General features: G+C 67.9%; 23 protein-coding genes. 5 read left to right on the top strand and 18 right to left on the bottom strand.

Translation table 11 applies throughout. The features are described from left to right. Position 1: 1 nt before the first annotated feature. Positions 2–439 (top strand): hypothetical protein, encoded by a 438-nt coding sequence (locus tag KY501_RS05495; RefSeq protein ID WP_224361457.1) that lies wholly within the window; start codon positions 2–4, stop codon positions 437–439. Here the strand turns inward: KY501_RS05495 and KY501_RS05490 are convergent. From KY501_RS05490 to KY501_RS05435, 12 genes are all read right to left on the bottom strand, one after another. Further along, complete coding sequence (locus KY501_RS05490) at positions 408–1,547, bottom strand: methanobactin export MATE transporter MbnM (protein ID WP_309242947.1); 1,140 nt, start codon at positions 1,545–1,547, stop codon at positions 408–410. The two genes, KY501_RS05495 and KY501_RS05490, sit on opposite strands and share 32 nt — an antisense overlap. 5 nt (positions 1,548–1,552) lie before the next feature. Further along, positions 1,553–2,419, bottom strand: a complete 867-nt coding sequence (locus KY501_RS05485; protein WP_224361456.1) for an MbnP family copper-binding protein — start codon at positions 2,417–2,419, stop codon at positions 1,553–1,555. Positions 2,420–2,509: 90 nt separating this feature from the next. Further along, entirely contained in the window at positions 2,510–3,232 is a 723-nt protein-coding gene (locus KY501_RS05480) for a hypothetical protein (RefSeq protein WP_224361455.1), read from the bottom strand. Then, a complete protein-coding gene (locus tag KY501_RS05475; RefSeq protein ID WP_224361454.1) occupies positions 3,229–4,116 on the bottom strand; it encodes a transporter family protein in 888 nt (295 codons plus the stop codon). Before KY501_RS05475 ends, KY501_RS05480 begins: the two co-directional genes overlap by 4 nt. A gap of 145 nt (positions 4,117–4,261) precedes the next feature. Then, entirely contained in the window at positions 4,262–4,987 is a 726-nt protein-coding gene (locus KY501_RS05470) for an ABC transporter ATP-binding protein (protein WP_224361453.1), read from the bottom strand. Positions 4,988–5,114: 127 nt separating this feature from the next. Then, positions 5,115–5,447: a transcriptional regulator gene (locus KY501_RS05465; protein ID WP_224361452.1), complete on the bottom strand. Its 333-nt coding sequence runs from the start codon at positions 5,445–5,447 to the stop codon at positions 5,115–5,117. Next, positions 5,444–6,091 carry a hypothetical protein gene (locus KY501_RS05460; RefSeq protein ID WP_224361451.1) on the bottom strand — a complete coding sequence of 216 codons (648 nt, stop codon included), beginning with the start codon at positions 6,089–6,091 and terminating at the stop codon, positions 5,444–5,446. Before KY501_RS05460 ends, KY501_RS05465 begins: the two co-directional genes overlap by 4 nt. Positions 6,092–6,272: 181 nt before the next feature. Next, the gene (locus KY501_RS05455; protein WP_224361450.1) at positions 6,273–6,779 is read right to left on the bottom strand and encodes an MgtC/SapB family protein; all 507 of its coding nucleotides are present in this window, start codon (positions 6,777–6,779) and stop codon (positions 6,273–6,275) included. Positions 6,780–6,785: 6 nt separating this feature from the next. Continuing rightward, positions 6,786–7,385: an MXAN_6521/LA_1396 family lipoprotein gene (locus tag KY501_RS05450; protein WP_224361449.1), complete on the bottom strand. Its 600-nt coding sequence runs from the start codon at positions 7,383–7,385 to the stop codon at positions 6,786–6,788. Positions 7,386–7,464: 79 nt separating this feature from the next. Then, the gene (locus KY501_RS05445; RefSeq protein WP_224361448.1) at positions 7,465–10,074 is read right to left on the bottom strand and encodes an efflux RND transporter permease subunit; all 2,610 of its coding nucleotides are present in this window, start codon (positions 10,072–10,074) and stop codon (positions 7,465–7,467) included. Between the two features lie 118 nt (positions 10,075–10,192). After that, positions 10,193–12,358 carry a site-specific recombinase gene (locus tag KY501_RS05440; protein ID WP_224361447.1) on the bottom strand — a complete coding sequence of 722 codons (2,166 nt, stop codon included), beginning with the start codon at positions 12,356–12,358 and terminating at the stop codon, positions 10,193–10,195. 97 nt (positions 12,359–12,455) lie between these two features. Then, positions 12,456–13,043, bottom strand: coding sequence for a Tgt2/MlaC family protein (locus KY501_RS05435; protein WP_224361446.1), 588 nt, complete (start codon positions 13,041–13,043; stop codon positions 12,456–12,458). Between the two features lie 223 nt (positions 13,044–13,266). On the opposite strand from KY501_RS05435, the gene metK reads away from it, so the two are divergent. Continuing rightward, positions 13,267–14,448, top strand: a complete 1,182-nt coding sequence (metK, locus tag KY501_RS05430) for a methionine adenosyltransferase (RefSeq protein ID WP_224361445.1) — start codon at positions 13,267–13,269, stop codon at positions 14,446–14,448. Between the two features lie 72 nt (positions 14,449–14,520). On the opposite strand, the gene KY501_RS05425 is transcribed toward metK, so the two are convergent. Both KY501_RS05425 and KY501_RS05420 read right to left on the bottom strand, forming a co-directional pair. Next, entirely contained in the window at positions 14,521–15,378 is an 858-nt protein-coding gene (locus tag KY501_RS05425; protein WP_224361444.1) for a penicillin-binding transpeptidase domain-containing protein, read from the bottom strand. 351 nt (positions 15,379–15,729) lie between these two features. Continuing rightward, positions 15,730–16,200 carry a YchJ family protein gene (locus tag KY501_RS05420; RefSeq protein WP_224361443.1) on the bottom strand — a complete coding sequence of 157 codons (471 nt, stop codon included), beginning with the start codon at positions 16,198–16,200 and terminating at the stop codon, positions 15,730–15,732. Positions 16,201–16,328: 128 nt separating this feature from the next. Between KY501_RS05420 and KY501_RS05415 the strand changes: the two genes are divergently transcribed. Next, on the top strand, positions 16,329–17,222 hold the full coding sequence (locus tag KY501_RS05415) for an undecaprenyl-diphosphate phosphatase (protein WP_224361442.1): 894 nt from the start codon (positions 16,329–16,331) through the stop codon (positions 17,220–17,222). 1 nt (position 17,223) lies between these two features. Next, positions 17,224–17,838, top strand: a complete 615-nt coding sequence (locus KY501_RS05410; protein WP_224361441.1) for a CoA pyrophosphatase — start codon at positions 17,224–17,226, stop codon at positions 17,836–17,838. Positions 17,839–17,847: 9 nt separating this feature from the next. Here the strand turns inward: KY501_RS05410 and KY501_RS05405 are convergent, their stop codons facing one another. Then, the gene (locus KY501_RS05405) at positions 17,848–19,272 is read right to left on the bottom strand and encodes an MBOAT family O-acyltransferase (protein WP_224361440.1); all 1,425 of its coding nucleotides are present in this window, start codon (positions 19,270–19,272) and stop codon (positions 17,848–17,850) included. 1 nt (position 19,273) lies between these two features. Continuing rightward, a complete protein-coding gene (locus KY501_RS05400) occupies positions 19,274–22,243 on the bottom strand; it encodes a GDSL-type esterase/lipase family protein (RefSeq protein WP_224361439.1) in 2,970 nt (989 codons plus the stop codon). A 177-nt stretch (positions 22,244–22,420) separates the two neighbouring features. On the opposite strand from KY501_RS05400, the gene KY501_RS05395 reads away from it, so the two are divergent. After that, the gene (locus KY501_RS05395) at positions 22,421–23,485 is read left to right on the top strand and encodes a mannose-1-phosphate guanylyltransferase (protein ID WP_224361438.1); all 1,065 of its coding nucleotides are present in this window, start codon (positions 22,421–22,423) and stop codon (positions 23,483–23,485) included. A gap of 27 nt (positions 23,486–23,512) precedes the next feature. Here the strand turns inward: KY501_RS05395 and KY501_RS05390 are convergent, their stop codons facing one another. Together KY501_RS05390 and KY501_RS05385 are read right to left on the bottom strand one after the other, a co-directional pair. Next, positions 23,513–25,432: a T6SS phospholipase effector Tle1-like catalytic domain-containing protein gene (locus KY501_RS05390; protein ID WP_224361437.1), complete on the bottom strand. Its 1,920-nt coding sequence runs from the start codon at positions 25,430–25,432 to the stop codon at positions 23,513–23,515. Further along, complete coding sequence (locus KY501_RS05385; protein ID WP_224361436.1) at positions 25,404–26,006, bottom strand: DUF3304 domain-containing protein; 603 nt, start codon at positions 26,004–26,006, stop codon at positions 25,404–25,406. The genes KY501_RS05390 and KY501_RS05385 overlap by 29 nt, the downstream gene beginning before the upstream one ends. Positions 26,007–26,030: the final 24 nt, after the last annotated feature.

Below are 26,030 nucleotides of genomic sequence, written 5' to 3'. Positions count from 1 at the left end.
CATGCATGACAGAGCATGGAGAGGCATCGCCTCGTGGGCGGTGCTTGGCGGATGTCTCATGGTGATGGCTTGTGGTTCCTCGACGCCTGCACCACCGGGAGGCGACCCGGACGGAGGAGCCCAGACCCCGGACGGTGGGGCGGACGCGGGGCCAACACCCCCCACGTGCTCCGTGCCGGCTCCCACCGCCTGTCCCGAGTCTGCGCCGCACTACCCGGATGTGGCACCGGTCTTCGAGAGCCGGTGCGTCATCTGTCACTCCGGAACGTGGGAAGGCCCCTGGCCGCTGAACGACTACGGCCACGTCGCGGACTGGCAGGACTCCATCCGGGCCAACCTGCTCGACTGCTCGATGCCGCCGCCCGACGCGGGAGTGCCCATCACGCTCGAGGAGCGGCTCGCGATCCTCACCTGGATCCGCTGCGGGCTCCCGAAGTGAACGGATCCGAGAAGCGCGGGTCCGTGAGGAAGTCCGGGTCCGTGAGGGACTCCAGGAAGGCGAGCACGTCCTCCCTCTCCTGAGGCGTGAGGGTGAAGCCCCGGACGAATTCGCTCTGGTAGGGGCTGGTGCCGGCCCCTTGTGCCGCCGCCCGGCCTCCCGCCGCGTAGTGGTCCAGCACCTCGGAGAGTGTGGCGATGGAACCGTCGTGCATGTACGGCGCCGTCACGGCGATGTTGCGCAGCGTGGGCGCACGGTAGCGCCCCATGTCATCGGGCTTGGCGGTGAACTCGAGCAACCCCGTGTCCGTGGCGGGGTAGGCGCCGTGCCCGTCCAGATTGTAGAGGTTCGTGTTGTGGAAGGTGATCTCGGGGAAGACGGTGTCCTTCGTCTTCACCGAGTCGCTGAAGGCGAAGCCCTGGTGGCAGTGGAAGCACTCCAGGCGCTCCGAGAAGAACAGCGTCATCCCCCGCTTGGCCGACAGCGAGAGCGCATCGAGCTCGTCGCGGTACGTGTAGCGATCGTACGGAGAGTTGCCCGAGAACAGGGTGCGCTCGAAGGCGGAGATGGCTCGCACCACCGAGGCCATGGAGATGGGCTGCTTCTCCTTGGGAAAGGCGTCGGCGAAGAGCTGAGGGTAGCGGGCATCCTCGGAGATCCGCTGGAGGAGCAGATCCTCCTGCCCCGCGAGCCCGAGCTCCACGGGGTGCTCGCCGAACAGGGGCACCATGGCCTGGGCCTCCAGGTCCGGCAGCACGGGATTGGCCCAGGTAAGGCTCGCGGCGTAGGCCACATTGGCCAGGGACATGGAGTTGCGGCGGTGGGACTCGCCCGTGGAGCCGACCGCCGTCTGCCGCCCGTCCGTGAAGGCCCGCTCCTGGACGTGGCAGCTCGCGCACGCCTGGGTGCCGTTGGCGGACAGCCGCGTGTCGTAGAACAGGAAGCGCCCCAGCTCCGCCTTGGCGGTGCTCATGGGGTTGTCGTCGGTCGCCACGGGCTCGGGGAAGCCCTGGGGCACCTGCCAGACATAGGGGGCCTCTGCCTCATCCCCGCAGGCCACGTTCATCAACACCAGCCAGCCCACGCACCAGAACCACGCGCCGCGCATCGTGCCTACTCCTTGCGGAAGAAGACCTGGCCAGCCGGGTTGGCCTGGGTGCTGCCGAAGCCCAGCCCCATCCGCTGGAAGAGGGGCGCGCAGTCCTGGTCATTGAGTTCGGCCATGCAGCCCGGCGCCGTCGACTCCTGGTTCGTGTCCAGGTTCGAGCCCGCGAACAGCGTGGCCACGTCCAGCACCACGGCCTGCGAGGCGGAGGGATCGAAGGTCGCGATCTCCACCTCGAAGCGGTTGGGATGCTCGCAGGAGGTGACCTGGTTGGGGCCCGAGGTCTGGCACTCGGTGCTGCCCAGGTGGAGGTTGTGTCCAGTGGGCAGCCCGTTGGTCTTCCCGTCCAGGCGGATGAACTTGTAGCCGCCCGCCCAGCCCCAGAAGAGGGTGCTCACGTTGAGTGGAGCGCGGGCGGTGGAGGCGTCCTGGTGGTTCTTCTCGAACGGTACGCCCACGGTGAAGCGCAGACCGGTGTAGTGGCCGCTGGGGACCGTGCCGACGATCTTGTTGTTCGTCGCCGTCGTCCCGTTGCTGCACTGGCCCGTCTTGTCCTCGAAGTCGAGCAGCGCCAGCCCGTCCTGTTGCCAGGCGCCGTCCTGGGTGAGCGTTACCGGCACCTCGGTCCCGTTGGAGAGCAGCCGCACGTTGTGGATGTAGAGGCGGAAGTCCTTGGGCTCGTAGGTCGTCCCGGTCGTCCCCAGGCCCGTATAGGTCTGCCCGCATGCGAAGGGCTGGCTGCCCACCATGGGCTTGAAGGTGAGGGTGACGGCCTGCGGCGTGTCGGTCGGGTCGTTGGGCTCATCGTCTCCACAGGCAGCGGTGGCGACGGCGGCGAGGGCGGCGAGCAGGGTGCGAGCGAGAGGACGGTTCATGGGGACGGACTCCATGTCGATACCAGTAGAGAGGCCGCGATTACCAGCCCGGGCCCCTCACGCCCACGTGGCACGTTGCCGCAGGGCCACTCACTGCACAGCGGTAATCGCTGTGGAGTCGGCGACGTTGCGCAGCACCTGCTCCACGGCGTCGGGGGACAGCGGAGAGGCTCCGTCCAGCCACTGGTCGTAGGACAGGGTGATGCGCTGCTCGGCCTCCAGCTGGTCTTCCGACAGAGCGAGCGCGTCGAGCGACAGCTCCCTATTGGCGATGCGAGCACTCTCCAACCGGAATGGGTGCGAGCCCTCTCCGTTGGCGGGGATGACCGTTCCCTCCAGCAGGAACGTCCGGCCCACCATCGCTCCATCGGCGGGCAGGCCCTGTGCGTCCGCATCCGCGGGGCCGAAGACGAGGTGGATCCGGCAGTAGCGGCCCGGAGGAGGACGCAGGGTGCCCAGCTCCAGCACGGCTCCGTCCGGGGACTCCAGGCTGCTCACGTGCGGGGTGCCCAGCCGCCGAGGACTGGAGGCGCTGTGTGCGTAGGCCGTGCCCACGGGCGAGAGTTCGTGGAGCCACCGCCACGCGCTGGACTCGGGGCAGGGGAAGATCTCCACGCTGTCCAGGCTCACATCCGCGCGGGTCAGGATGACGCGATCGCCTCGATCCGTCGTGAAGCCCCGCGTGTTGCCATCCACCTGGACCGAGCCCTGCGGTCGAAGGGTCAGCTGGAGGTGGAGGCGGATGCCTTCTTCGCGCGAGCCACATCCGGCCAGCAGCACCAGGAGCGAGGAGAACAGGAAGCCTGGCTTCATAGATCGTACGCCACGGCGGCCTGGAGGATGGGCGACTGCCGGGTGTTCTTCAGGAGGTTGAGCACGGGCACGCGCACGCCCAGCTGCACGACGGTGTCGGTGGTCGGGCTGAAGAGCACGTCCGGAGACAGGAATCCGATGAAACCACTCCCGGAGGGATCGCTCACGCCCAGGGTGTTGCTGTGGCCCTCGAGTCTCGTGTCCGCCGCCAGGTGCAAGGCCCACCGGGGGCTCGGCTGGTACTGGGCGGCCAGCGTTCCGCGCAGCGAGGCTCCGGCGCGGAAGCCCAGGCGCCCACGCGTCGGCAGATAGCCCGTCGTGCTCGCGATGAAGGACCACTCCCCGCGAAACGCCGTGTAGGAGAGCCCGAGGAAGGGATCCACCGAGCCGGTGCCGAGCTGGGCATCGATGGACAGCGGCGAGCCCTCCGCGTCCTTCAAGGTGAGCGAGGTGGGCAGCCGGGTCCCCACGAGCACGCCGAGCAGGTGGTCCGGTGAGAAGTCCCGGTCCCGGAAGACGTACACCTTGGCACTGAGTTCCAGGTCTCCAGGCCCCCAGGACTGCTCACGCGTGAGGCTGACGTCCTTCACCCCCCGGGCCTGCAGGGGCAGCGCGGCGGAGAGCATGAGCCAGGAGAAAGGCGCGTAGGCCGTGGACACATCCATTCGCAGCTCGCGCAGGGACACGGCATCCACCGAGGGCTCTCCCTCAGTTTGCCCCCAGGCACGCAGGGTGGTCGCGAAGCGCAGGCGCCCGCCAAAGGGCTGCTCCGTGCCCATGGAAGTGAGCGTGGGGTCTCCACAGGCGCACGTGGCACAGGCCAGGGCGAGCTGGGGACACAGGGCAAACGCTGCCGCAATGAGCGCGGCACAGGACTTCCACATGGCGGGGCGCACTGTACAGACGGCACCTCACCGGGCCCCTGTGGTGAGTTGTCGCGGTCCGCCAGCGGCAGCCCGTCCAAGGGGGACAGGCCGGCCCGGAGCGCGGCCGGGGAGAGGGTGACCGCAGCCGCGCTCGCGGGCTGGCTCAGGCCGAGCGCAGCTGGAACTGCCGGAGCACTGCCTCGGCGAAGGTGCGCGCTCCGGTGTGGGCGCACACCTCGGAGAGCGTGCCCTGGTCCACCACCTGGCCCTGGTTCATCAGCAGGACCCGGTCGCACAGGTACTCGGCGTCGCTCAGCGAGCGCGTGGCCAGCAGCACGGCCTTGCCCGCATCGCGCGCGGCGCGGATGGCCATCAGCACGAAGTGGCCGCTCATCATGTCCAGCGCGTGCGTGGGCTCGTCCAGGATGAGCGCCGGCGGATCATGCAGCAGCGAGCGCGCCAGGTTGAAGCGCTGCCGCAGCTCGGCGGACAGCGTCGCCACGGGCTGGTCCGCGTGCTTCTCCAGCTCGAAGGCCGTGATGAGCGCCTCCACGCGCGACTCCAGCTCCGCGGACGGAATGCCCTGCAGGTGCCCCCGCTGCCAGAGCAGCTCTCGCGCGGTGGGCTGCGACGGCAGCGTGGCGTCCCCGGCCACGTAGCCGACCCGGTTCTTGATGCGGAACGGATCCACCGAGGTGCTCACGCCCGCGACGATGCCTTCACCCGACGAAGGCACGACGATGCCCGCGAGCATGCGCAAGAGCGTCGTCTTCCCAGCGCCTTGAGGCCCGAGGATTCCCACCACCTCTCCCGGCGAGACGCTGAACGTCACGTCCCGGATGGAGGTGCTCCCCTGGCAGTTCTTCGACAGATGCAGTGCTTCGATCATGATGACCTACCCCCTCGCAGCAGAGCTTCCACGGGCAGGGCGGCCCCGTGCCGGCCCCCCGCTGCTCGGGGGACGGAGAGACTCTGAGATATTCCGTGCGCCAGGGGCCGTCTGGCGCGGATGGGTGCTACTCGACGCCTTCCGGCTCCCACTGCCGCGTGCTGCTGCGGAGCCGGTCGAGCTGCTCCCAATGCTGCTCGATGGCACGGCGCCCCTGCTCGCTGATGGCGAGCTGCGTGTTGGGCGTCTTGCCCTTGAACTGCTTGGTCACCACCAGCAGCCCGGCCTCCTCCAGCTTGGACAGATGGCTGGAGAGGTTGCCTTTGGAGAGGCCGGTGAGCCGCTGCAGATAAAGGAAGTCCGCGCTCTCGCAGGAGGCCAGGGCGGTGAGGATGGACAGCCGCGCGGGCTCATGGACGAGCCGGTCCAGCGTGGCGAGCTCTTCGAATGGCGCCTTCATCCCATCACTCCTGGCGTCGCGCCCGGCTCCGATTCCGGGATGGGACGCATGATCTGGACCAGCATGCGGTGGTCCAGCAAACCCAGCACGACCAGGGCCAGGCCCCACGTGCTGAACAGCGTCACCTCGGGGCAGTGCGCGTCCGAGGTGAAAGGAAGCGTCTGGAGCAGCGCACCCACGGGCGGGTAGCCCAGCGCGTGGGCGGTGGCGAACATCATCACGGCCACTCCGGTCACGAAGTAGTGGTGCGCCTGATAGCTGCTGCGGATCCAGCACCACGTGAAGCTCAGCCCCAGCAGGCCCAGGAAGAAGGCGGTGGGGGCTGGAGCGCTCGGGCCACTGCGCTCGAGGATGCCCATCACCATGCCCATGATGGAAACGGTGAGCATGGCGCGCAGCACCCGGCGGCGAGTCGTCCAGGGCTGGCGGACCATGCCGTAGGTCTGCCGGTAGTAGATGCCGAGCAGCGCGTAGAGGCCCAGCACGGGAAGCCCTGCCAGCACCAGCACGGGAAGACGGTCCGGGCGCAGCAGCGTCACCGCTCCGGGGGAACCGCGCCAGGCCGCCCACGCCGCCAGCACCAACATCCCCAATCCGATCGGCAACAGCCTCAGCCCCTGCAGGTACGGGAAGAACCTCGTCACGAATTGGATTCGTCGCAGCTCGGACATACAGGGGCCCCTCCGCGCTCGAGATGCTCTTCCCCCGACAACGTCATCAGACTAACGGGATTGGATTTCAGCGTCAACGACCGGTTTGCGGCGCAAACCAGCCTAGTGCGCAAGAGCAGCGAAACCGGATCCACTCCTTGGAAGGAGGCGGTGCTCAGGGCTTGGGTGGTGGGGGCTCGTCGGAGTCGTGGGGGCTCTCGGATTCGATGCCACGGTGCTTGCGGAAGCGCTCGAGCAGCTTCTCCACGGGGCGCAGTCCGACGAGCACCAGGAGTGCCAGGGCGACGGTGACAGAGGCGCCGAGGAAGAACCCGATGCCCGCCGCCAGGCCCACGGAAGCGGTGAGCCACAGGTTGGCGGCGGTGGTGAGGCCTTGCACGGAGGTGCCGTGGCGGAGGATGGCGCCGCCGCCCAGGAAGCCAATGCCGACGACGATCTGGCTGGCGATGCGGGTGATGTCCGCGCGCACTCCCGAGGGCTCGGAGCTAGAGAGGTTCTCCCCGGTGGCGACGCTCACCAGGGTGAAGAGGCAAGCCCCGAGGCTGACGATGAGGTGGGTGCGCAGCCCGGCGGACTGCCCGCGCAGTTCCCGCTCCAGCCCGAGCAGTCCGCCCAGGAGCAGGGCGAATGCCAGGCGCACGATGATGGTGCGCTCATCCATGGGTGGCTATTCCCCCATCTCGATCTTCTCGTCCTCCTCCTCGCTGGTGAGCTGCGGGTCGGGCAGGGTGTCCAGCGTGGCCTTGAGCAGCTTGTAGGAGGGGACCACGAAGGGCTCCACTTCGGGCCCGAGCTTCTTCACGTAGCGCTCGATGCGCGCGCTGAACTTGTCGTCGTGCGAGCCCCAGCTGCCCGCGGCCTCGGCTCTCCAGGTGTCCTCGCCGTCCGCGCAGCGCATGAGCCGTGCGTTCACGGCGACGTCGGCGCCATCCTGTGTCGCCTTCAGCTGGGGGGCCAGGAGCAGCACGCCCTCGACGCCCTCGGTGCACAGCGCCTTGAGCGAGTCGTTGGTGGAGGGCTCGGCCTGGGCGACGTTGTCCTTCACGATGTAGTTGCGGTTCTGGTAGACGTACTCGCGGGCGATGAGGCTCCACAGGTCGCCCAGGGCCTGCTTGCCGTCCGGCAGCGGCTGCGTCACCACCACCAACCTCTTCAAGCGGTGCCGGTCCACCTGCTCGTAGTCGGGGCGGGTGAAGCTGTTCTTCACCGTGGCGCAGGCGGTGAGGCCGGCCAGGACCATCGCGAGCGCGAGTCGCTTCGTCATCATCGTCTCCCTCTCCCGGGCCCCTCGCGTGGAGGGGCCTCCATTCAAAACCGATGCTGCGGGCTCCAGGACCTGGAGCCGCCTAGGCCGCGCGCGTCTCGGAGCCCGGGGCCCCAGGGGCCGCGGAGTCCGAGGGAGGCTGCTGCCCGCTCTTGCGCACGCGCCGGTCGTGCATGAGCTGCATCACCGCGGCGAGCACGGTGAAGGACACCACCAGCGTGGTGATGAGGCCGATGCACGCCACCAGGCCCATGGAGCGCAGGCCGTTGTGGCTGGCGGCCAGCAGCGAGGCGAAGCCGGACACGGCGGTGAGCGTGGAGGAGGCCACCGCGGCGCCCACGCTGCGCAGCGCCACCACGGGCGAGGTGCCCTCGAGGAAGCGGTGGAGCAGGTAGAGGCCGTGACTGACTCCGAAGCCCAGGAGGATGGGCAAGATGATGATGTTCATGAAGTTCAGTCGCAGCTCGAAGATGGACATGAACCCCAGCATCATCGCCAGGCCCACGGTGAGCGGAATCACGGACGCGAGCGCCAGCGGCACGCTGCGGAAGTCCGCGAAGTGCATGACGAGGATCCACAGCGCCACGAGGATGACGGTGAGCTGGCCATCCTTGAGGACGATGCGCGCCAGCCGGGCGTAGAGCTGGGCGGCGCCGGCCGAGCGGTACTCGTGGCCGGAGGCCGTCTTGATGACGCCGGTCTGGTCGGCGAACTGGAGCATGAGCTTGCCGTCCCAGAGGTCCACGCTCGGGTAGATGAAGGTGAGGTAGCCGTGGTTCTCCACCTTGGTGGTGGGCAGGTGGCGGAACTGCGTGGCGTAGATGTCCGGCACGCCGTTCACATCGAAGGGCCGCGCCTCGAGCATCTTCTTGAAGATGGCGGCCTTGTCCTGCATCTCGGGCGGCAGGGCGGCGACGTCGATGTCCTTCAGCTCCTCCTGCCACTCCTGGAGGATCTTCGCGTTGGCCTGGGCCGTCTCCGGCGGCGGGACGAAGGTGTAGACGCTCACCACCTGGTCGATGGCGGGGTACTTCTCCTTGTGCAGGGTGAGCTCTTCATAGACCTCCTTCGCCTCCTCGAGCGTCTTCGTGTAGACGGCGATGGGATCGCTGGAGATCTGGAAGCGCTGGCTGATCTCGTCCTGGAGGTGGACGGAGGGCTGGTTGGCCGGCATCAGCGCGCGGGTGTTGTAGTTGAAGCGCACGCCGTGCTGAACGCGCTCGTGGAGGGGCAGCTCCTTGCTGGCGGACACCTCCTGGTTGCTCCAGGGGATGGCGCACGCGCACACGATGGCGACGATGACGGTGCTGATGCCCAGCAGCAGGCCGGGGCGGGGGAAGCGGATCTCCTTGCCCGAGGCGTTGTTGGTGGCCGGCGGCTTCATCACGCCGATGAGCTTCTGGGGCAGGGCGGGATTGGCGCGCCCGATGAGCGCCAGCAGCGCGGGGCTCCATGAGAACAGGGTGAGGCCGAGGATGAGCGTGCCGCAGCCGGCCAGGAAGCCGAACTGGCTGAAGCCGCGGAACTCGCTGACCATGAGCACGAAGAACGAGCCGCTCGTCACCACCGCGGACACCATGGCGGGCCTGCCCGCGTTGATGATGGCGTCCCGGATGGCGATGTCGTACGGCTTGCCGGAGCCCAGCTCCAGCCTCGTGCGGAAGACGAAGTGGATGCCGAAGTCGATGCCGAACCCCATCAGGATTCCGCCGAGGATGCTGGTGATCATGTTGAGCTCACCCACGGTGGCGTAGGTGAAGCCCATGGTGATGATGGTGCCGATCACCATGCCGCTCACGACGATGACGGTGGGGGCCCACTTGCGGAAGAAGGCGATGGTGATGCCGAGGATGGCCAGGAAGGCGATGATGGCCACCGGCTTGAGCGACTCCTCGATGGCGTACGAGTCATCCACCGCCGTCTTGTACGAGCCCGTGTAGCCGTAGGCGACCGTCTTCGCGTCGCCCATCAACTCGTAGTCCTCGACCATCTGTACGCCCTGGGGGTTCGTCTTCGAGTACTCGGCCAGATCGTGGGAGAGCTTCTCGACGTACGCCTTCGTCTTGCCGATCTCGTTGGTGTCCCACATCGGCTTGATGAGGATCATCATCATCTTGCGATCGGGCGAGATGTAGTAGTCGTCGACGATGCTCTTCTTGCCGACGCTGGAGTACTTCTGGACGAGGTCCTGCAGGTCGAGCTTCACGGGTTCGGTCTTCTTCAGCTCGATGAAGAAGGGGTTGTTGCGGCGCAGCTGGTCCTTCAAGTAGGCCATGATGCGCGACTTGCCCTCGGCCAGGTCCTCCGTCTTGATGAAGAGGGCCATGTTCTGCTGCATGAACTCGACGGGCAGCTTGTAGGTGATGAAGCGGACGTTCTCCTTGTCCGCCTGGAGCCGCACGGCGATGTCATCCGAGACGCGCTTGAGGGTGGCCTCGTCCGAGGAGCGCAGCGCGAGCATGAAGTAGCCGCTGCCACCGACCATGTCGATGATGCGTTTGACCTCCTTCACCTCGGGGAGCTCTTGAGAGATGAGGTCGAGCTGGTTCGAGTTGATGGTCAGCTTCGAAGTGCCGTAGGCGGAGACGCCGAGCAGCGCGAGGATGACGAGGAGGATCAGCCCCGGCCTACGGACCATGAGTTCGGCGTAGGCGAGAGCAAAGCGGTTCGGCGGGTGTGACGAGGCGCTCATGTGCGCGCGACCCTACCGGCAAATGGGCCTGCCCGGAAGCAGCGGATGGGTGCCAGCCCGCTGTGCCACCGGCCACCCCCCATTCCCAGGCGATGGGGAATAGGTACGAGCCCTTATCTCAGAGGCTGGGAGGACCGGGGGCAGGCGCTCCGGCGGAAGCCTCGGGATCCTCGGTAGGGGTGGGGGAGAGCGGCTCGGGAGGAGGCAGCAGGAAGGAGCGGGGCTGGCGCAGGAAGCGCACGGCGAGGGCGAGGCCCAGCCTCAGGCCGTGGCTCAGCGAGACATCCCGGGCGCGGAGGGCGACGAACAGGGCCAGCGCGAAGGAGACGCCGAAGTTGAGCGCGCCGCTGGCCAGTACTCCCAGCAGGGCGGCGAGGAAGTCCGGGTGCGTCACCGCCTCGGGGCCCAGCGCGCACCCCGCGAAGGCCAGCGAGCCAAACGAGAGCGTCACATGGCGCACGTCCAGGGGCACGCCAAAGAAGCCGCCGACGCCCGGAGCGATGGCCAGCAGGACGCCCAGCATCACGCTCCCACCGAAGCCAGCGGAGTGACGGAGCACGGCGTCCGCCAGCCGCTGCGCGCGAGCCTCTCCGACGAGTCGTCGCAGGCCCGGGTGGTGTGCGAGGGCCTCTGGGATGCGGCGATAGGTGAGGAAGTTCTCCAGCCAGCCGGCCGCCAGGCTGGAGGCCCAAAGCAGCACGCCGGTGAAGGTGGCCCACAGCAGGGTGGCGCTGCGCCAGGGATGGAGGGATTCCACGACGCCGCGAGCCTTCTCGGGCGTGAGGAGCGCGTGCCCGGTGATGAGCTGCCAGGCGAGCGCCAGTCCCACTGCGGTGGGCAGCACACAGCTCAGGTTGCCTACGGTCGCCGCGAGCTGGGAGCGGGTGATGCGAGGGATGAGTTCCCCCAGTCGCTCCAAGCGTTCGCGAGGGCCTTCATCAATGGCCCGGGCCAGCGTGGCCGCCATCATGGACGGCTGCTTGGTGGCCAGCGTGAAGCCCAGCAACTGCATCAGCACGAAGCTGCTGGCGTAGTTGAGCGCGGCGAAGAGGCCGGCGAAGAACGGGGCCAGCGCGAGCTTCGCGAGAAGGAACTCGAGCGCGGCGGTGAACGCCGTGAGGAATCCGCCGCCCGCGGCCGAGTGCAGCATGGCGTGGAACTCAGCCCGGGTGGAGGTGATGGAGTGCTCTCCCGAGTTGCCGGTGCGCTCGATGATCTTCCGGGCCAGGAGCCGGAAGTTGCTGCGCGTCAGCTCTCGCACGGAGCGGTCCGAGTAAGCCTGGCGCAGCAGGTTCGCTACGAGGCTCAGCCCCTCGCGGCAGCGCTCCTCGCCGCGGCCGGCGCCCAGCACCCGCGCGATGGCCTCCATGCGGTCCAGCCCCCGCCGGATGCGTTCCAGGCGGTACACCAGATCCACGCTCACGCCGAACTGCTCCACGTGGCCGGTGACGATGGCAACCACCTGTCGGCACTCGGTCAGCGAGGCGCTCAGCTCCTTCAAGGTGTCCGGCGCCGCATCTCGGGCGAGCACGCTGTCGCAGGTGCGGCGAAGTCTCAGGAAGGGCGAGGCGCGGAAGGCCACCTCCGGGCTGCGGTCGCGCACATCCTCGGCCAGGCCCATCGCCGCCACCTGGGCGGACACCAGGGTGAGCGCGTCCACCAGGTGGGCCCGCATCAATCCGGCGGGTGCTGGCAGCGGGTGCTGCGGCTCGCTCGCCAGGGCGAGCAGCCGCGCCAGGGGCGCCACGGGGAGAGACTCCAGCCAGGCCAGCTCGGCGGGACCGGGGAACAGGCGCAGCAGCAGCTCCGAGAGGCGCTCGGGGTCCGGCGGGGCCGGGAGCAGGTGCCGCAACACGCGGTCCGTCAGCTCGGAGAAGAAGCCTTGTCGGCCTGGCAGCCCCACTTGGGAGAAGAGCTTCAACCCCCGGGCCTCGGAAGCGACGTGTCCCACCAATCGGGCCACTGCCTGCCGCGTGGCGCTCTCTCCCTCGAGCACCCGGAGCAGCAGGAGCAGCCGGCTGGTGGCGGGGGGAACTTCAGGCTCATCGGCCTCGACGAGCCTATGCGCGGGACGCGGCTCTCTCAGCCATGCCACGAGCCGCTCCACCCAAGCGAAGCGGTTCTCCAGCCCATCCGAGGGCAGGGCGTACAGCAGCCGGCACAGATCCCTCACTGCCGCATGGCCCGGGGAGCGCGGGGCATAGCGCACGCAGAAGGCATCCACCTCACGAGAGGAGGGCTCGCTGCGAGCGCGGGGCGGCATGGTGATGTGGGAGTTGGGCATCCGGCCGGCCTCGCACGGGGGAAGTCGGAGCCTACACGGCTCGACGGCCTCCTCCCATCCGTCAAGAGGAGGCTCGGTCGGATGCCCTACGGGGGAGCTACTTGAGGGTGACCTTCTCCAGCTCCTTGTTCTTCTCGCGCATGGCCTTCATGAGCGCGTCCCAGCCTCCCTCCTTGAGGAGCGGGCGGACCTGATCATCGCGGATGCCGGTGAGCATCGAGTCGCCGAGCACCGCCACATCCACCACCTTCCACCCGGTCTTGTCCTTGGCCAGCGAGTACTTGAGCTTGAGCTCCTGCTTCTTCATCGGGTGGTCGATGACGACGGTGGAGCCCACCTTGGCCTCCTCGCCGTTCACCTCCGGCTCGTCGTAGGCGATGTCGATCAGGTTCTTGAAGTTGTCGCGGACCTTGGGGAAGGCAATCTTCGCGAACAGGGTGTGGAACAGGTCGATGAACTCCTTGCGTTGCTCCGTGGAGGCCTTGTCCCAGGCATCGCCCAGGAGGAAGCGGGCCTGCTGCTCACCTCCGAAGTTCTTGAGGGCAGCCAGGTCCTTGCCATAGCGCACGGACTGGACGACGGTCTTCACGGGCTTGGCCACTGCGTCGTTCGGCGCGGCGGCGAGCGCCGGCACGGAGAGTACGAGGGCGGCCAGGAGGGAAACGGAGCGGAGACGGGCGTTCATACGGATCCTTGTTCCTGTCAAAAGGAAGCGGGGCTTCCTGTAGCTCAGGGGAACGCCCTACGCTGGGGAAAATTCACGCACGGGCCCCGGCCCTTGCCTGCCCGTCTGTTGTTGGGGTCGAATTCCCCACCCGTTCAGGGCGTTTGACTGAAGAAGTACCCCACGTCTAGTGTGCGCCGCGTCGTACAGTGGATCCTGCCTGCCCGTTACTTTCTGAGAAGACATGCCTACCGACTTCCTGTTCACGTCTGAATCCGTCACTGAAGGGCACCCGGACAAGATCGCCGATCAAATCTCCGACGGCGTGCTGGATGCCATCCTCTCCAAGGACCCGCAGGGCCGCGTCGCGGTGGAGACGCTCGTCAAGACGGGCCTGGCCATCGTCGCGGGCGAGGTGACGACCAACTGTTACGTGGACATCCCGAAGATCGTCCGGGCGACCATCTGCCGCATCGGCTACACCGACAGCTCGATGGGCTATGACGGGAACACCTGCGGAGTCATGGCGGCCATCGAAGGCCAGAGCCAGGACATCGCCCGCGGCGTGGACAACAAGAAGGAGCAGGGCGCCGGCGACCAGGGCATGATGTTCGGCTACGCCTGCGACGAGACGACGGAGCTGATGCCGGCCCCCATCCACTACGCGCATGCGCTCACCCGTCGGCTGGCCGATGTGCGCCGCAAGCAGCACGAGTGGATCCGTCCGGACGGCAAGAGCCAGGTGACCGTGGAGTACAAGGACGGCCGCCCGGTGCGCATCGATACGGTGGTGGTGTCCACGCAGCACGCGGATGACATCTCCAACAAGAAGATCCACGAGGCCATCCGCGAGGACGTCATCGCCAAGGCCCTGCCGGCCAAGCTGCTGGACAAGAAGACCAAGTACTTCATCAACCCCACCGGGCGGTTCGTCGTGGGTGGCCCCATGGGCGACTCGGGCGTGACGGGCCGGAAGATCATCGTCGACACCTACGGCGGTATGGGCCGTCACGGCGGCGGCGCCTTCTCGGGCAAGGATCCGTCGAAGGTGGACCGCTCGGCGGCGTACATGGGCCGCTACATCGCCAAGAACGTGGTGGCCGCCGGCCTGGCGCGCCGCTGCGAGGTGCAGGTCTCCTACGCCATTGGCGTGGCGGACCCGGTCAGCGTGATGGTGGAGACGTTCGGCACGGCAACGGTTTCCGAGGAGAAGATCGCCCAGGCGGTGCGCCAGACGTTCGGTCTGCGTCCGCGCGAGATCATCGAGCACCTGGACCTGCTGCGGCCCATCTACCAGAAGACCGCCGCGTACGGGCACTTCGGCCGCTCCGAGAAGGAGTTCACCTGGGAGCGCACGGACAAGAAGGACCTGCTGCGTGAGGCCCTGGGCGGCTCGTCGCGGCTGAAGGCCGTGGGCAGCCCGTAACGACGCTGCGGTTCCAGCTTCCGCTGAAACGAAGACGCGCGTGGCCCGAAGATGGGTCACGCGCGTTTCTCGTTAGAGCACTCCGAGATCCTTCAGGGCCGCGATGCCCGAGACCAGGGCGGCCGGTGGCTCTTGCTGGCGCGTGGGCGTGGCCACGCTGCTGACGAAGACATAGGCCCCCCGAGGCGTCTGCACGTGCCCGACGAGCCACGTGACGTCTCCTTCGCTCTCCAGGCGGGCGAAGCCTGTCTTCGCACTCAGCACGGCGCCGTCCTTCCAGGGGCCGTACAGCGCGATGCCGGAGCGCGTGTTGGCCACCGTGTCCGGCCCTTGAGCCAGTGTGCGCTTCACGATCTCCCGGGAGCGCTCGCTCACTGGCAGCTCGTTCCGGTAGAGCCGGGCCATGAAGTCGAGCTGCTCTTCGGGGGTGATTCGCAGCGTGCCGTTCAGCCAGAACTGGGTGAGTTCACCCGAGGTGTCCTGGTTTCCGTAACGCAGGCGCCCGAGCCAGTCGGTCATCCGCTCACGGCCAATCTGCTTCGCGGTGCCCTGGAAGAACCACAGCGCCGAGCGGCGCATCGCCGTGTCGAGCGTTTGATCCTGGTTCCAGGCCTGGATGTCGTAGCGCGTTCCATCCCATCGGCGGACTTCCTCGGGGCCCGACAGCACGCCCGTCTCCAGCGCGATGAGCGCGTGCGGAACCTTGAAGGTCGAGGCCGGGGGCAGCCGCTTCGAGCACAGCTCCGGATGGATGCGCGTCACCTTGCCGCTCTTCAGCTCCATCAGCAGGAAGCAGCCAGGGTGCTCCACGGACTTGGATGGAGAGGCGGGGGCCGGCTCGGCGTGCGCGATGGCGCAGACGGTGGAGAGGCTCGCGACGAGGAGGAACATCCCAGCGCGCAGGGCTGCCAGGGACGAGGAGAAGGACATGCGTGGGCTCCGGACATGGCGAGCGGGACCATCCCGCGCGCCGGCCGGAGCCCACAGCAAGGCTCGCGCCAGAGGCATCTCCCTGCGGTGGCCCTTCCAGGCGTGGTTCAGAGGCCGCACATCAGCGGCTGCAGACCCACACCGGTGGACACACGGCACGAGCCAAAAAGAGAAGGGAAAGTTAGCTGCCCGAGTGGAGAAGCCACCGATTGTTGGCAGACCTATCCAGGCCTTGGGCGGAGTTGAACCGCGTCGCTTTGCAGGCGATTACCAGGGTGCGTGTAGGGCCTCACCGGCCGGGCAGCTGTGGATAGGGACGAAATACCCCGAAGAATCCTGACAGCGCTTCGGCTACTCCGGGAAGGTGGTCAGCGTGAGGGCCTCCGGCGGGCCTGCGAGGTCCTTCGGGAGGCGCAGCGTGCCGGAGACGTAGCGCCAGCCCGTCCCGTCGTGGCGGAAGTCCGAGCGCTCCACGAAGGAGCGATCCTTGCCGCGCTCGAACACCTTCGCGAAGAAGAGCACCTGCGCCACGCCCTGCGCGTCCGGCGCCCGGCGGTCCATCACCACGAGTCCCGGGAACTGGTGACTCTGGGCGAAGGCTCGCAGCTCCTTCACCACCTCGGCCTCCGGGCGTGAGCGATCCGGGTGAGTCGGGTGTAGGGTTTTCCAGAGGTAGGCCGCCTCTCGAAGGGCGAACGCGCTGTAACGCGAGCGCATCAGCGCCTCCGCGTCCGGTGGCTCGGCCTCGCCTCGGTGATAGGGCGAGCAGCACTGGCGGTAGCGGAGTCCAGAAGAGCAGGGACAGGGTGGGGCAGGGGGCATGGCCGTGGCTCCGGAGCCTACCGCCTGGCGGGCGTGCCCACCGCTGGACGATTCACGAATGGACAACACCCCGGGCAGTCATGGGTCTTGCGGGCAAGGGGTGGAAGGCATACATCCGGGCTCGCCCTATGAGTCTCATCGAAGCCATCGTCCTCGGGCTGGTCCAGGGACTCACCGAGTTCCTCCCCATCAGCTCCACGGCACACCTGCGCATCGTCCCCGAGCTGCTCGGCTGGAGCGATCCCGGAGCGGCGTACTCCGCCGTCATCCAACTGGGTACCGTGGCCGCCGTGCTCATCTACTTCCGCAAGGATCTGGTGAAGCTCACCGTCGCCTTCTTCCAAGGGCTCGTGAAGCGGCAGCCGTTCGCCACCGTCGAGTCGCGGCTCGCGTGGTTCGTGCTCGTGGGCACGCTGCCCATCGGCGTGCTGGGCCTGGCCTTCAAGAAGCACATCGAGAGTTCGCTGCGCTCGCTCTACATCATCTCCGCCAGCCTCATCGTCCTGGCCATCATCCTCCTCATCGTCGAGCGCACGGCGGCTCACAAGCGGACCCTGGAGGACATGCGCTGGCGAGATGGGTTGATCATTGGAGGCTGGCAGTCGCTGGCGCTCATCCCGGGCTCGTCGCGCTCGGGCACCACGCTCACGGGGGCGCTGTCGCTCGGGCTGAAGCGCGAGGATGCGGCCCGGTACTCGTTCCTGCTCTCCATCCCCGCTACCTCGCTGGCGGGCATCTTTGAGCTCAAGCACCTGCTGGAGGCGGACTCTCGGCCCTCCACGGCGGCCCTGGTGACGGGAACCCTCGTGGCCTTTGGCTCGGGCCTGGCCGCCATCGCGTGGCTGCTGCGATATCTGCGCACGCGCTCGACGATGGTCTTCGTCGTGTACCGCGTGGCGCTCGGACTGGCGCTGATCGGGCTGCTCCAGGCGGGCGTGCTCAAGCCTCTCTCCGGAGTGGAGAACCTGGCTGTCCCCGAGAAGCCGCTGAAGCCACCCGTGGAGAAACAGGTGACGGACTGACGTGGACTCCTTCTTCGACACGCTGGAGGCTCGGCTGCTCTCGCTTCAGCCTCGGCCGCTGAACCTGCCGGGGCTGGTGCTGCGGGAGTCCGCGGTGCTCGTCCCGCTCTTCGAGCGAGAGGGCATCCCGTACATCCTCTTCACGCGTCGCCCTGCCCATCTACGCACCCACGCCAACCAGTTCTCGTTCCCCGGCGGCGGCAGGGATCCCGAGGATCCGACTCCGCTGCACACCGCGCTTCGGGAGACCGAAGAGGAACTGGGCATCGAGCGTTCGCGAGTCCGGGTGCTCGGGATGTTGGATGAGGTGCCCACCACAACATCGTTCCGCATCCAGCCCTTCGTGGGCGTCATCCCGGGAGACGGGCAATATCAGCCCAGCGCCGAGGAGGTGGCGTTCATCCTCGAGGTGCCACTGGCCAGCCTGCTGGACCCGGCCATCCGCCGCACGGAGAAGCGCACGGCGCGAGGCACGGAGTACGACGTGTACTTCTATACCCACGAGACCCACGAAATCTGGGGCGCTACGGCGCGCATCCTCTACAACTTGCTGGAGCACATCACCCAGCTCCCCGTGAGCATCCCCGCGCGTCCTCCCAGCCGAGGGATGGGCTGAACGGGCGACTCAGAACTGCAGATAGACGTAGGGCCGGGCCTCCACGGAGGTCAGGTGGCGGATCCCCAGGCCGAGCGCCACCAGCGCCACTGCGCGCACCGGTGCAGGCAGCCGCACGAAGATCGTCCCCACCGTGTCGTAGAGCTTCATCGGCAGCGCGTGGCTCACCACCGCCACCGCGAGCATGGTCCACACCAGCGCGCTCACGTTGGCCAGCCCGGGGATGAAGAGCAGCATGCGCGAGTAGAACTCGGCCGCGTGCGCCATGTTCGGCGCCCGGAAGACGATGCGCGTGAGCACCACCACCGTGAAGGTGAACAGCATGCCCACGGCCGTGCGCACCACTCCCACCGACTCGGCCTCGGGCCGGCCGCCGCGAATCCACCACCACGTGCGCGTCAGGCACAGCCCCACGCCGTGCACGCCACCCCAGACGGCGAAGCGCCAGTCCGCCCCGTGCCACAGGCCTCCCAGCACCATCACCGTCATCAGGTTGAACAGCACCCGCGGCTTCGAGCGCCGGTTGCCGCCCAGCGGGATGTACAGGTAGTCCCTCAGCCAGCTGGACAGGCTCATGTGCCAGCGGTTCCAGAACTCGAACAGGTTCTTCGCCAGGTACGGCCGCGCGAAGTTCTCCGGGAACTCGAAGCCGAACAGCGTCGCCGCGCCGATGGCGATGTCCGAGTACCCCGAGAAGTCGAAGTACAGCTCGAACGTGTAGGCCACCGCCGCCACCAGGCACTCGGCCGAGGTGTATGCGGCCGGATCCGAGAAGACCGGGTCCACCAACCCGCTCCCCAGCACGTCCGCGATCACCATCTTCTTCACCAGGCCCACCGCGATCCGGTACAGCGCGCGGCCTCCCGCCTCCGCCGTCAGCGTGGGCACCTCGTTGAAGCGCTCCAGCAGCGCCGAGGCGCGCACGATGGGGCCGGACACGACTCGCGGGAAGAAGAGCAGGTAGAGCAGGTGCTCGAGGTAGCTGTGCTCCGCGCTCGCCTTGCCCCGGTACACGTCCACCACGTAGCTGATGGCCTGGAAGCAGAGGAACGACAGGCCGATGGGCAACAGCAGGCCGAAGGGCTCCTCGCGCACCGTCACGCCCAGCGGCGCCAGCAGCGTGCGCGCCGTCTCGCGGAACAACTCCGCGTACTTGAAGGTCGCCAGCATGCCCAGGTTGGAGACTATCGACGCGATCACCAGCGCCTTGCGAGCTCCCGGAGACTTCGCTCGCGCCAGCCCCTTCACGATGAGGTGGTCGAACGCCGCGCCCCAGAAGAAGACCAGCACCGGCAGCGGCGTCCACACCATGTAGAAGAACAGGCTCGCGACGAGCAGCACGCCCAGCCGCGCTACCCGGTAGCGGTGCACCGCCCAGTACAGTGTGAAGGTGAGGGCCAGGAACGCGAGGTAGGAAAGGCTCGTGGACTGCATGTCAGCCACCCTCCGCTTTTCGTGCGGCAGGTGCCGGTGTGGGAGGAGGGATGGTGCCTCGGGTCTCGGCCCGGGTTGGCTCCTGGCGCGAGGCGCGTGCCTGCGCTGGAGGCGCCGTCACGGTTTCAGGGGCGGGCACCAGCGTGGGGGCCTGGCCTTGTGTCGGCGTCGGCGGAGGAGCCGTGGGATGCGTTTCGGGAACTGCCTGCTGCGGTGCGGGCCCCTGGGTGGGGACCTGGCCCGGGGTTGGCGCCTGGACCTGTTCCGCAGGCGCTGCCTTGTATGTGTCGTAGGCACCCAGCAGCTCCTTCACGAAGGAGGCGGCGAGCTGCTCGTAGCCAGGCTGCGTCAGGTGCGTGCCGTCCTCGTGGCCCAGCACCGGAGTCGAGCGCTGCCAGCGCAGCATGGAGCGCTCGCCGCCCATGGCCGCTCGGGCGGACCAGTAAGCACAGCCTGCATCGCGTGCCACCTTGGGCAGCGTGGAGAGCACCCGTGCCAGCGCCACAGCCTCGGTCCAGTGGCCGCTCGCATCCTGCACCAGCCGGTCCGTCGGGCCGATGAGCAGGCACTCCGCGCCCGTCGAGGCGCGCATCCGGGAGATCAGGGCGACGTAGTCCTTGTGGAGTGCCTCGGAATCGAGGTCCGGCAGGCCCGACTCGTTGGTTCCGTACCAGAGCACCAGCAATTGCGGCTTGCGCGCGGAGAGCTGTGTGTCGAGCGCCACCGGATCCTCGTGGCTCAGGGTGAAGGCAGTGCTCCCGGGCAGGCCCGCGGCGTCATAGGTGATGCCGGGCTGCTCGAAGTCCAGCGAGGCTCCCAGCACGGTGATGGGTCCCTCTCCCGCGTTGGTGACCTCGAGCGTGTGCTCAGGGCCCGTGACAGGGATCGTGCGGATACGGACTGTGGGAGCTGTGACCGGAGCCGGAGCAGGATCCTCGGGCGAGACGGGCTGACCGTCCACCTTCACATCCATCCGTCCCGCCCCCGGCGAGTCCAGCCAGTACAGGGCCAGCTGCGCCTGAGGCGACTTCGCGGGCGGGCAGCCGTCACAGAACTGGATGCGCAGAGAAGCTCCGGGTGCACCCACCGCGCGGATGCCGCTGAGGCCCCACGCTTCGCCCGGTTGTGCCTCCGGTTGCTGCGCGTCCAACACCTGCCACTCGCCGGTCAGCTCTCGCGTCACGTGAGCCGCCGCCAGCCTCGGAGAGGACTTCCCGGCCGCGATGAAACCGCGTCCTCCATCTCCAAACTTCTGGGTCAGTGAGCCCCGGACCGCATCCGTGAAGTAATGGGCCGCGGTGTGGGACGCACCGAGCTGGACGATGTCCAAACGCTCCGTGCCCTTCTTCTCCTCGAGGGCTCGCAGCCTCGCGAAGGTGCCCTTGAGCGCCGTGGCGCCATCGATGAGCCCCGGCGGATCTTCGACCGCGAGCAGCGGCTGGTGAGCCTTCGCATACGCACGCTGGAGCGCAATGTCGAAGAGGTGGCCCAGCAGGTCCGAACCCCTGGAGCGCGGATGCACCAGGTCCTCGTTGAGCAGCCCCGCGGACAGCCACTGGATGGACGCGCCCTCTCCGCCCATGGCCGAGAGCGCATCCCAATAGGCACAGCCGCCCTCCTTCGCCACCTCGCGGAAGATGTCTCCCACGTCCTTGGAGCCCCGGCGCGGCACCAGCTCTCCGCCCATTGTGCGCACCGCCGCGTCGATCGGCGCCATGAGGAGGCACGCGGAGTCCGGCACCGCCTCACGCACCCACTTCACCAGCTCCGTCGCATGGGCGCGGATCTCCTCCGGCTTGATGCGGTTGCGAGAGATGTAGAAGGCCTCGTTGCCGCCCACCATCAGCACCACCAGCGACGGCTTCCGGTGCCGGAGCTGCGAGCGGAAGGCGCCGTGGTGCGCTCGGAGGAAGACCTCGGCGGTGGCGCCTGGCAGCCCGATGGTGTCGTAGACGATGCCCGGCAGTCCGTTCTCCAGCGAGATGCCGTGCAGCTCCACCTTCCCCATCGTCTGCAGCGAGAGCGTCTTCGTGTCCTCGGGCAGCGAGAAGCGCGAGAAGGCCACTCCCGGCAGCTCGAATCGGGTGAGCAGGCGTTGCAGCGGCTTGCCATCCGCGTTGAAGCTCACCGTTCCGCCCGTGGGCTGCGTTTGGAAGAACAGCTCCGCCACCCGCGCGCCCTCCGCTGGGAACCGCACGCTCTGCGAGCCCGTTCCCGCGGACGCGAAGGCCACGCCCGTGTAGCCCAGCTTGTCCTTCGGATAGTTGCGATCGATGAGGCGGGTGATCTGCCAGCCCTCGCTCGCCGTGCCCGTTCGCACCGAGCGTCCCGAGCCCGTCGGCCGGTCCACGAACAGGAAGCCCTTGCCGCCCGAGCCGTGCCGCTCCTGGAGCCGCGCCCGGATCATGTCCGTGATGTGGTCCGAGGCGATCAGCGAGTCGCCCAGATGCACCACCCGCACCGGCTGCCGCCGGCGGTCCTCACGCAGCTCGTTCAATGCCGCGAAGAAGGGAGCCAACCCACTCTCCTCGCACCCCGCCGCTCCCATCCGCCGACAGCCAGTCTCGATGTCCACGTGCTGCGCGCCCATCTTCTCGCGCAGGGCCTCCAGCGACAGCGCCCGGGCCCGCGTGAGCGTGCCCAGACCCTCCAGGTCGGATGGGGGAGCCGTGGCGGTAGGGCTCTCGTCCTCGACCGGTGGGGTCGTCTCGTCCTCGGGAGGCGGCCCTTCCTCTCCGGGAGCGTGAGACGACGTGCCCGCCAGCGCGTCGTCGGTCGCACGCGCCGGGGCGCCTTTTCCCGTCAGGGACTTGGGCAAGACGATCTCGGCCAGCTTCGGCGCGAGCGGTCCTTCCCTGCCGAGGCTCGGAATGGGACGGAACGCCTCCGGCAGCGGCGCCAGGGACAGTCCCAGCGCGAGCGCAGCCGTGAGGACGATCGTCCACCCGGTCGATTTGGCCTTGAGGTCCAACGTCCGGCCATGAGACTGGCTTTTTGGGGCGGGGTCAAAACTCTGATCACCGGTGTCCCGTCTGGTGGGCGGCCGGGCGTCCGAGCGGTCGAAGTCGGCACCCTTCCGGCCAGGAGGCGCTATGGTGCGCCGCCGTTCGCGCCGGCCCCCCGGCGCCCTCAGGAGTCCTCACACCCCATGGCGCTCTACCCCGTCATCATGGCCGGTGGGTCCGGCACCCGCTTCTGGCCCCTGTCCCGACAGGCCCGACCCAAGCAGTTCCTCCCGCTGGCCTCCAAAAACCCGCTCATCGCCGACACCGCCGCCCGGCTGAAGGGCCTGGCCTCGATGAAGAACACCTTCATCGTCTGTGGCCCCCTCCACGCCAAGAACGCCGCGAAGCTGGTCAAGGGCATCCCCAAACAGAACCTCCTGGTAGAGCCGGTGGCGCGCAACACCGCGCCGGCCATCGCGCTCGCCACGGTGCAGGTGGCCGCGAGGGACCCGAAGGGCATCGTCATCGTCCTGCCGTCCGACCACCATGTGGCCAACCCGGAGGCCTTCCGGGGCACGCTCGTCGAGGCGGCCGTCCTGGCCGAGGCCGGACACATCGTCACCCTGGGCATCAAGCCCAGCCGGCCCGAGACGGGCTACGGCTACATCCACGTAGGAGAGCCCCTGGAGGGTGGCGGGCGGAAGGTGAAGGCCTTCAAGGAGAAGCCGAACCAGGAGACGGCGCAGGGCTACGTGGACTCCGGTGAGTTCCTGTGGAACGGCGGCATCTTCGTGTTCCGCGCGGACGTCATGTTGGAGGCCTTCGCCCAGCACATGCCCGAGATGAAGAAGGGCCTGGAGGCCCTGCGCGCCGCGGTGGGCAAGCGCACCTTTCCGGCGGTGCTCAAGCGGGTGTTCCCCAAGCTGCCGTCCATCTCCATCGACTATGGCGTCATGGAGAAGGCGTCGAACATCGCCGTGCTGCCCGGCGACTTCGGCTGGTCGGATGTGGGCTCGTTTGCCGCCATCCCCGAGGTTCGCCCCGCGGACGAGCGCGGCAACGTGGTCTCCGGCGCCGAGTCCATCGTCGTGGACTGCCAGGGTTGCGTGGTGCTGGGAGACAAGCGCCCGCTGGCCGTGGTGGGCATGACGGACGTCGTCGTGGTGGACGCGGGGGACGCGTTGCTCGTGGTCCCCAAGGACAAGAGCCAGGACGTGCGCAAGGTCGTCGAGGCCCTCAAGGCTCGCAAGCGCCAGAAGCTTCTGTAGCCCCGGTGCGCCGCCTGGGCGTGAGGCTCAGGCGGTGTTGCTGGCCCAGGAGGAGCCTGAGGAGTTCATGGCGTATTTCAGCTCCTCGTCTCCTCCGATGTAGATGCAGCGCGGATCCGAGGGCAGGGTGGAGTCCGTGGCGAACCCGGCCAGCGAGTCGTGCACGTAGTCATCGAAGAACGCGATGATCTCCGGATCCTTCAGGCCGCTCTTCTTCTCGAACTCGGCGACGTACGCATCCAGGATGGCCTGGTAGTGGGGCCGTAGCGGTATCTTTCCTTTGTTCGAGATGGACTTGAGGGTCTGCGCGTCCGAGAGCAACTGCTCGTCGTACATCTTCAGGTTGTCCACCAGGTCATCGACGGAGCCGGGGCGGGTGTCGTAGCGGGCGCAGGCCTTGCGGTACACATCCTCCTGGAGGATGGCCTGCTGGTGGTACTTCTGCTGCTCCGCGGTCCGTTGCTGCGGATTCCCCCACTCATCGGTACCGGGCATGGCGAGCCTGCGCAGCCTGCGAAGCTCCGCGTACTGCTTGTCCCGCTCGGTCTTCTGAGCCGACGCATCCGCATCCCACTTTGTCATGCGGCTCTGGAGCCGGGTCTCGTCCGCCGTCTTCTTCCCGGCCTTCCGGGCCTGCTCGTTCAGGGCAATCTGGCGGAAGCGCCACCGGTAGTAGAGCTTCATGTGCGAGAGGATCGCCGCCCCCAGGGGCACGCCCCCATTCCCCGAGGCTTTCAGGTAGTGGAGGTAGCGCGTCTCCATCACCTTGAAGGCGGCCGCGCTGGCCGTGTCGTACGCGAAGTCCTCCTGCAGTGGCAGGCTCTTGAACTCCTTCAACAGGGGCACGCCGGCCTGGATCGCCTTGAGGTGCATGTGCCGGAGGGGAATGAGGCTCAGCTGGCCTCCAGGAGCGAGGCCCCGAGCCCCTTCGCCCTCGCGGTAGCCACCCCCTACGTCCGAGTGGACGCCTGGGTACACGATCTCCTCGGAGTTGGTGGGATAGCTCTTGTCGTTGAGCATGCTCTCCAGGGGGAACGCGTTGCGGATCTCATGGGCCGAGACCATGTGGACGCAGCGCTTGGCCATGGGGGGGATGCGCATGTCGCCTCCCCAGGCCATGTGGCCGTCGGCAATGCTCGGGGTGGGATCGGCCCCGGGCTGCTTGCCAGGAGCCAGGGAATAGATCGAGGCGGGATCATCTCTGCTGGTGCTGCGCTCGAGCAGCGCGAGCCGGACGCTGATCACGGCGGCATCAATCGTGGCGCTGTTCTGCGCGGCCAGGCCCACGGACGCCACGGTGTCGAACAGCCCCATGAAGTACAGGTTGATGGGGCGCATGCCCGTCTTGAGGTACCACTGCCCCTGCTTGCTCGTGCATCGGTCGGCGATGCGCCGGGCGAAGGCACGCGCCAGGGCGGCTCCTCGCGAGAAGCCAAACAGGGCCACGTTGATCGTGTCCTTGCTGCCAGCGATGGCCCGGTCGAACGCGTTCATGGCCCAGACGAGGCGATCTTCTCCCTTGGCGCCCCCGGCGTTTCCCGTGGTGGTGTTGCCTTCGTCGTTGACGTCCTTGAAGTACGTGCCGACGCCGGGGATGTAGAACCGGTAGATGCCCAACTTCGGGTCATCGGGGCTGTGGGCGCGGTACAAGCGCGCCACATTGCTGTGCTCGCGCTCGCTCAGTTGCGAGGACTTGGGATAGTCCGCGTCCAGGTTGTTGCCGGTGCCGTCGAAGAAGAAGGACAGCCAGCGGCCGCCACCCGTCGTGGGGGCTGGCTTGGAGCCAGAGGCCGTGGAAGTGGTCGGCTTGGCGATCGTGAGCGACGGTGCCTGGCTGGACTTGACGGGTGCGGTGGAGCCCTTCTTGGACAGGCTGGCGGAGCGGCGCAGCGCGGCCACCGGCGGCGGAGGCAGCTTGCTACCGGGCTTGTTCGGGTTGTTTGGCATCCTTGCACCTCGACATGCGTTCGTCGTTGATGGTGTTGCCGGTGGCCCTGCGTTCCTCGGGGTTGTCCCGCTCGAGCGCGAGCTTCAGGTCCGGGTAGTCCTCGGTGAGCTCGGCCTCGATGTGGCCGTCCGGAAAGAAGTGCACGCCCAGGTGGCGGGGCGCGGCGGGCGGTGATGGGGGAAGCGATACTTCCTGTTCGCACCAGCGCTTCCCGTCGCGGCTCCAGCTCACGCGCAGGGGGAGCTGGGAGCCAGGAATCCACCGAGTGCAGCACACGCTGCCGCCACCTCCGCTCGTCGTCGAGCTGACGAAGAGGTTGCCACCGCTCTGCCCGTTGACCTCAAAGGAGTCGATGTAGAGGTCCGTGTAGTTGAAGCCGTTGATCTCGAGCGAGATAGGCTCGGAGTCCGCGGGAGCCTCCTTCGGCGCGGAACTCGCGCGGGGCGGAGGCGGCGCGGACTGCTGGCTGCACGAGGCAGCCCCACCGAGTACTCCCAGGAGGAGCCAGGCACGGAGCCCTCGCGGGGCGGCGGGACCGCGAGGGTGGGCTGCACTGGCGTCGGCGTGGTTCAAGCTCTGCGGGCCCTCGAACCCGGG

The organism is Hyalangium versicolor (assembly GCF_020103695.1).
GTDB lineage: Bacteria > Myxococcota > Myxococcia > Myxococcales > Myxococcaceae > Hyalangium > Hyalangium versicolor.
The sequence above is the reverse complement of the archived record's forward strand: the minus strand, read 5'-3'. Positions and strand labels throughout refer to the sequence as shown.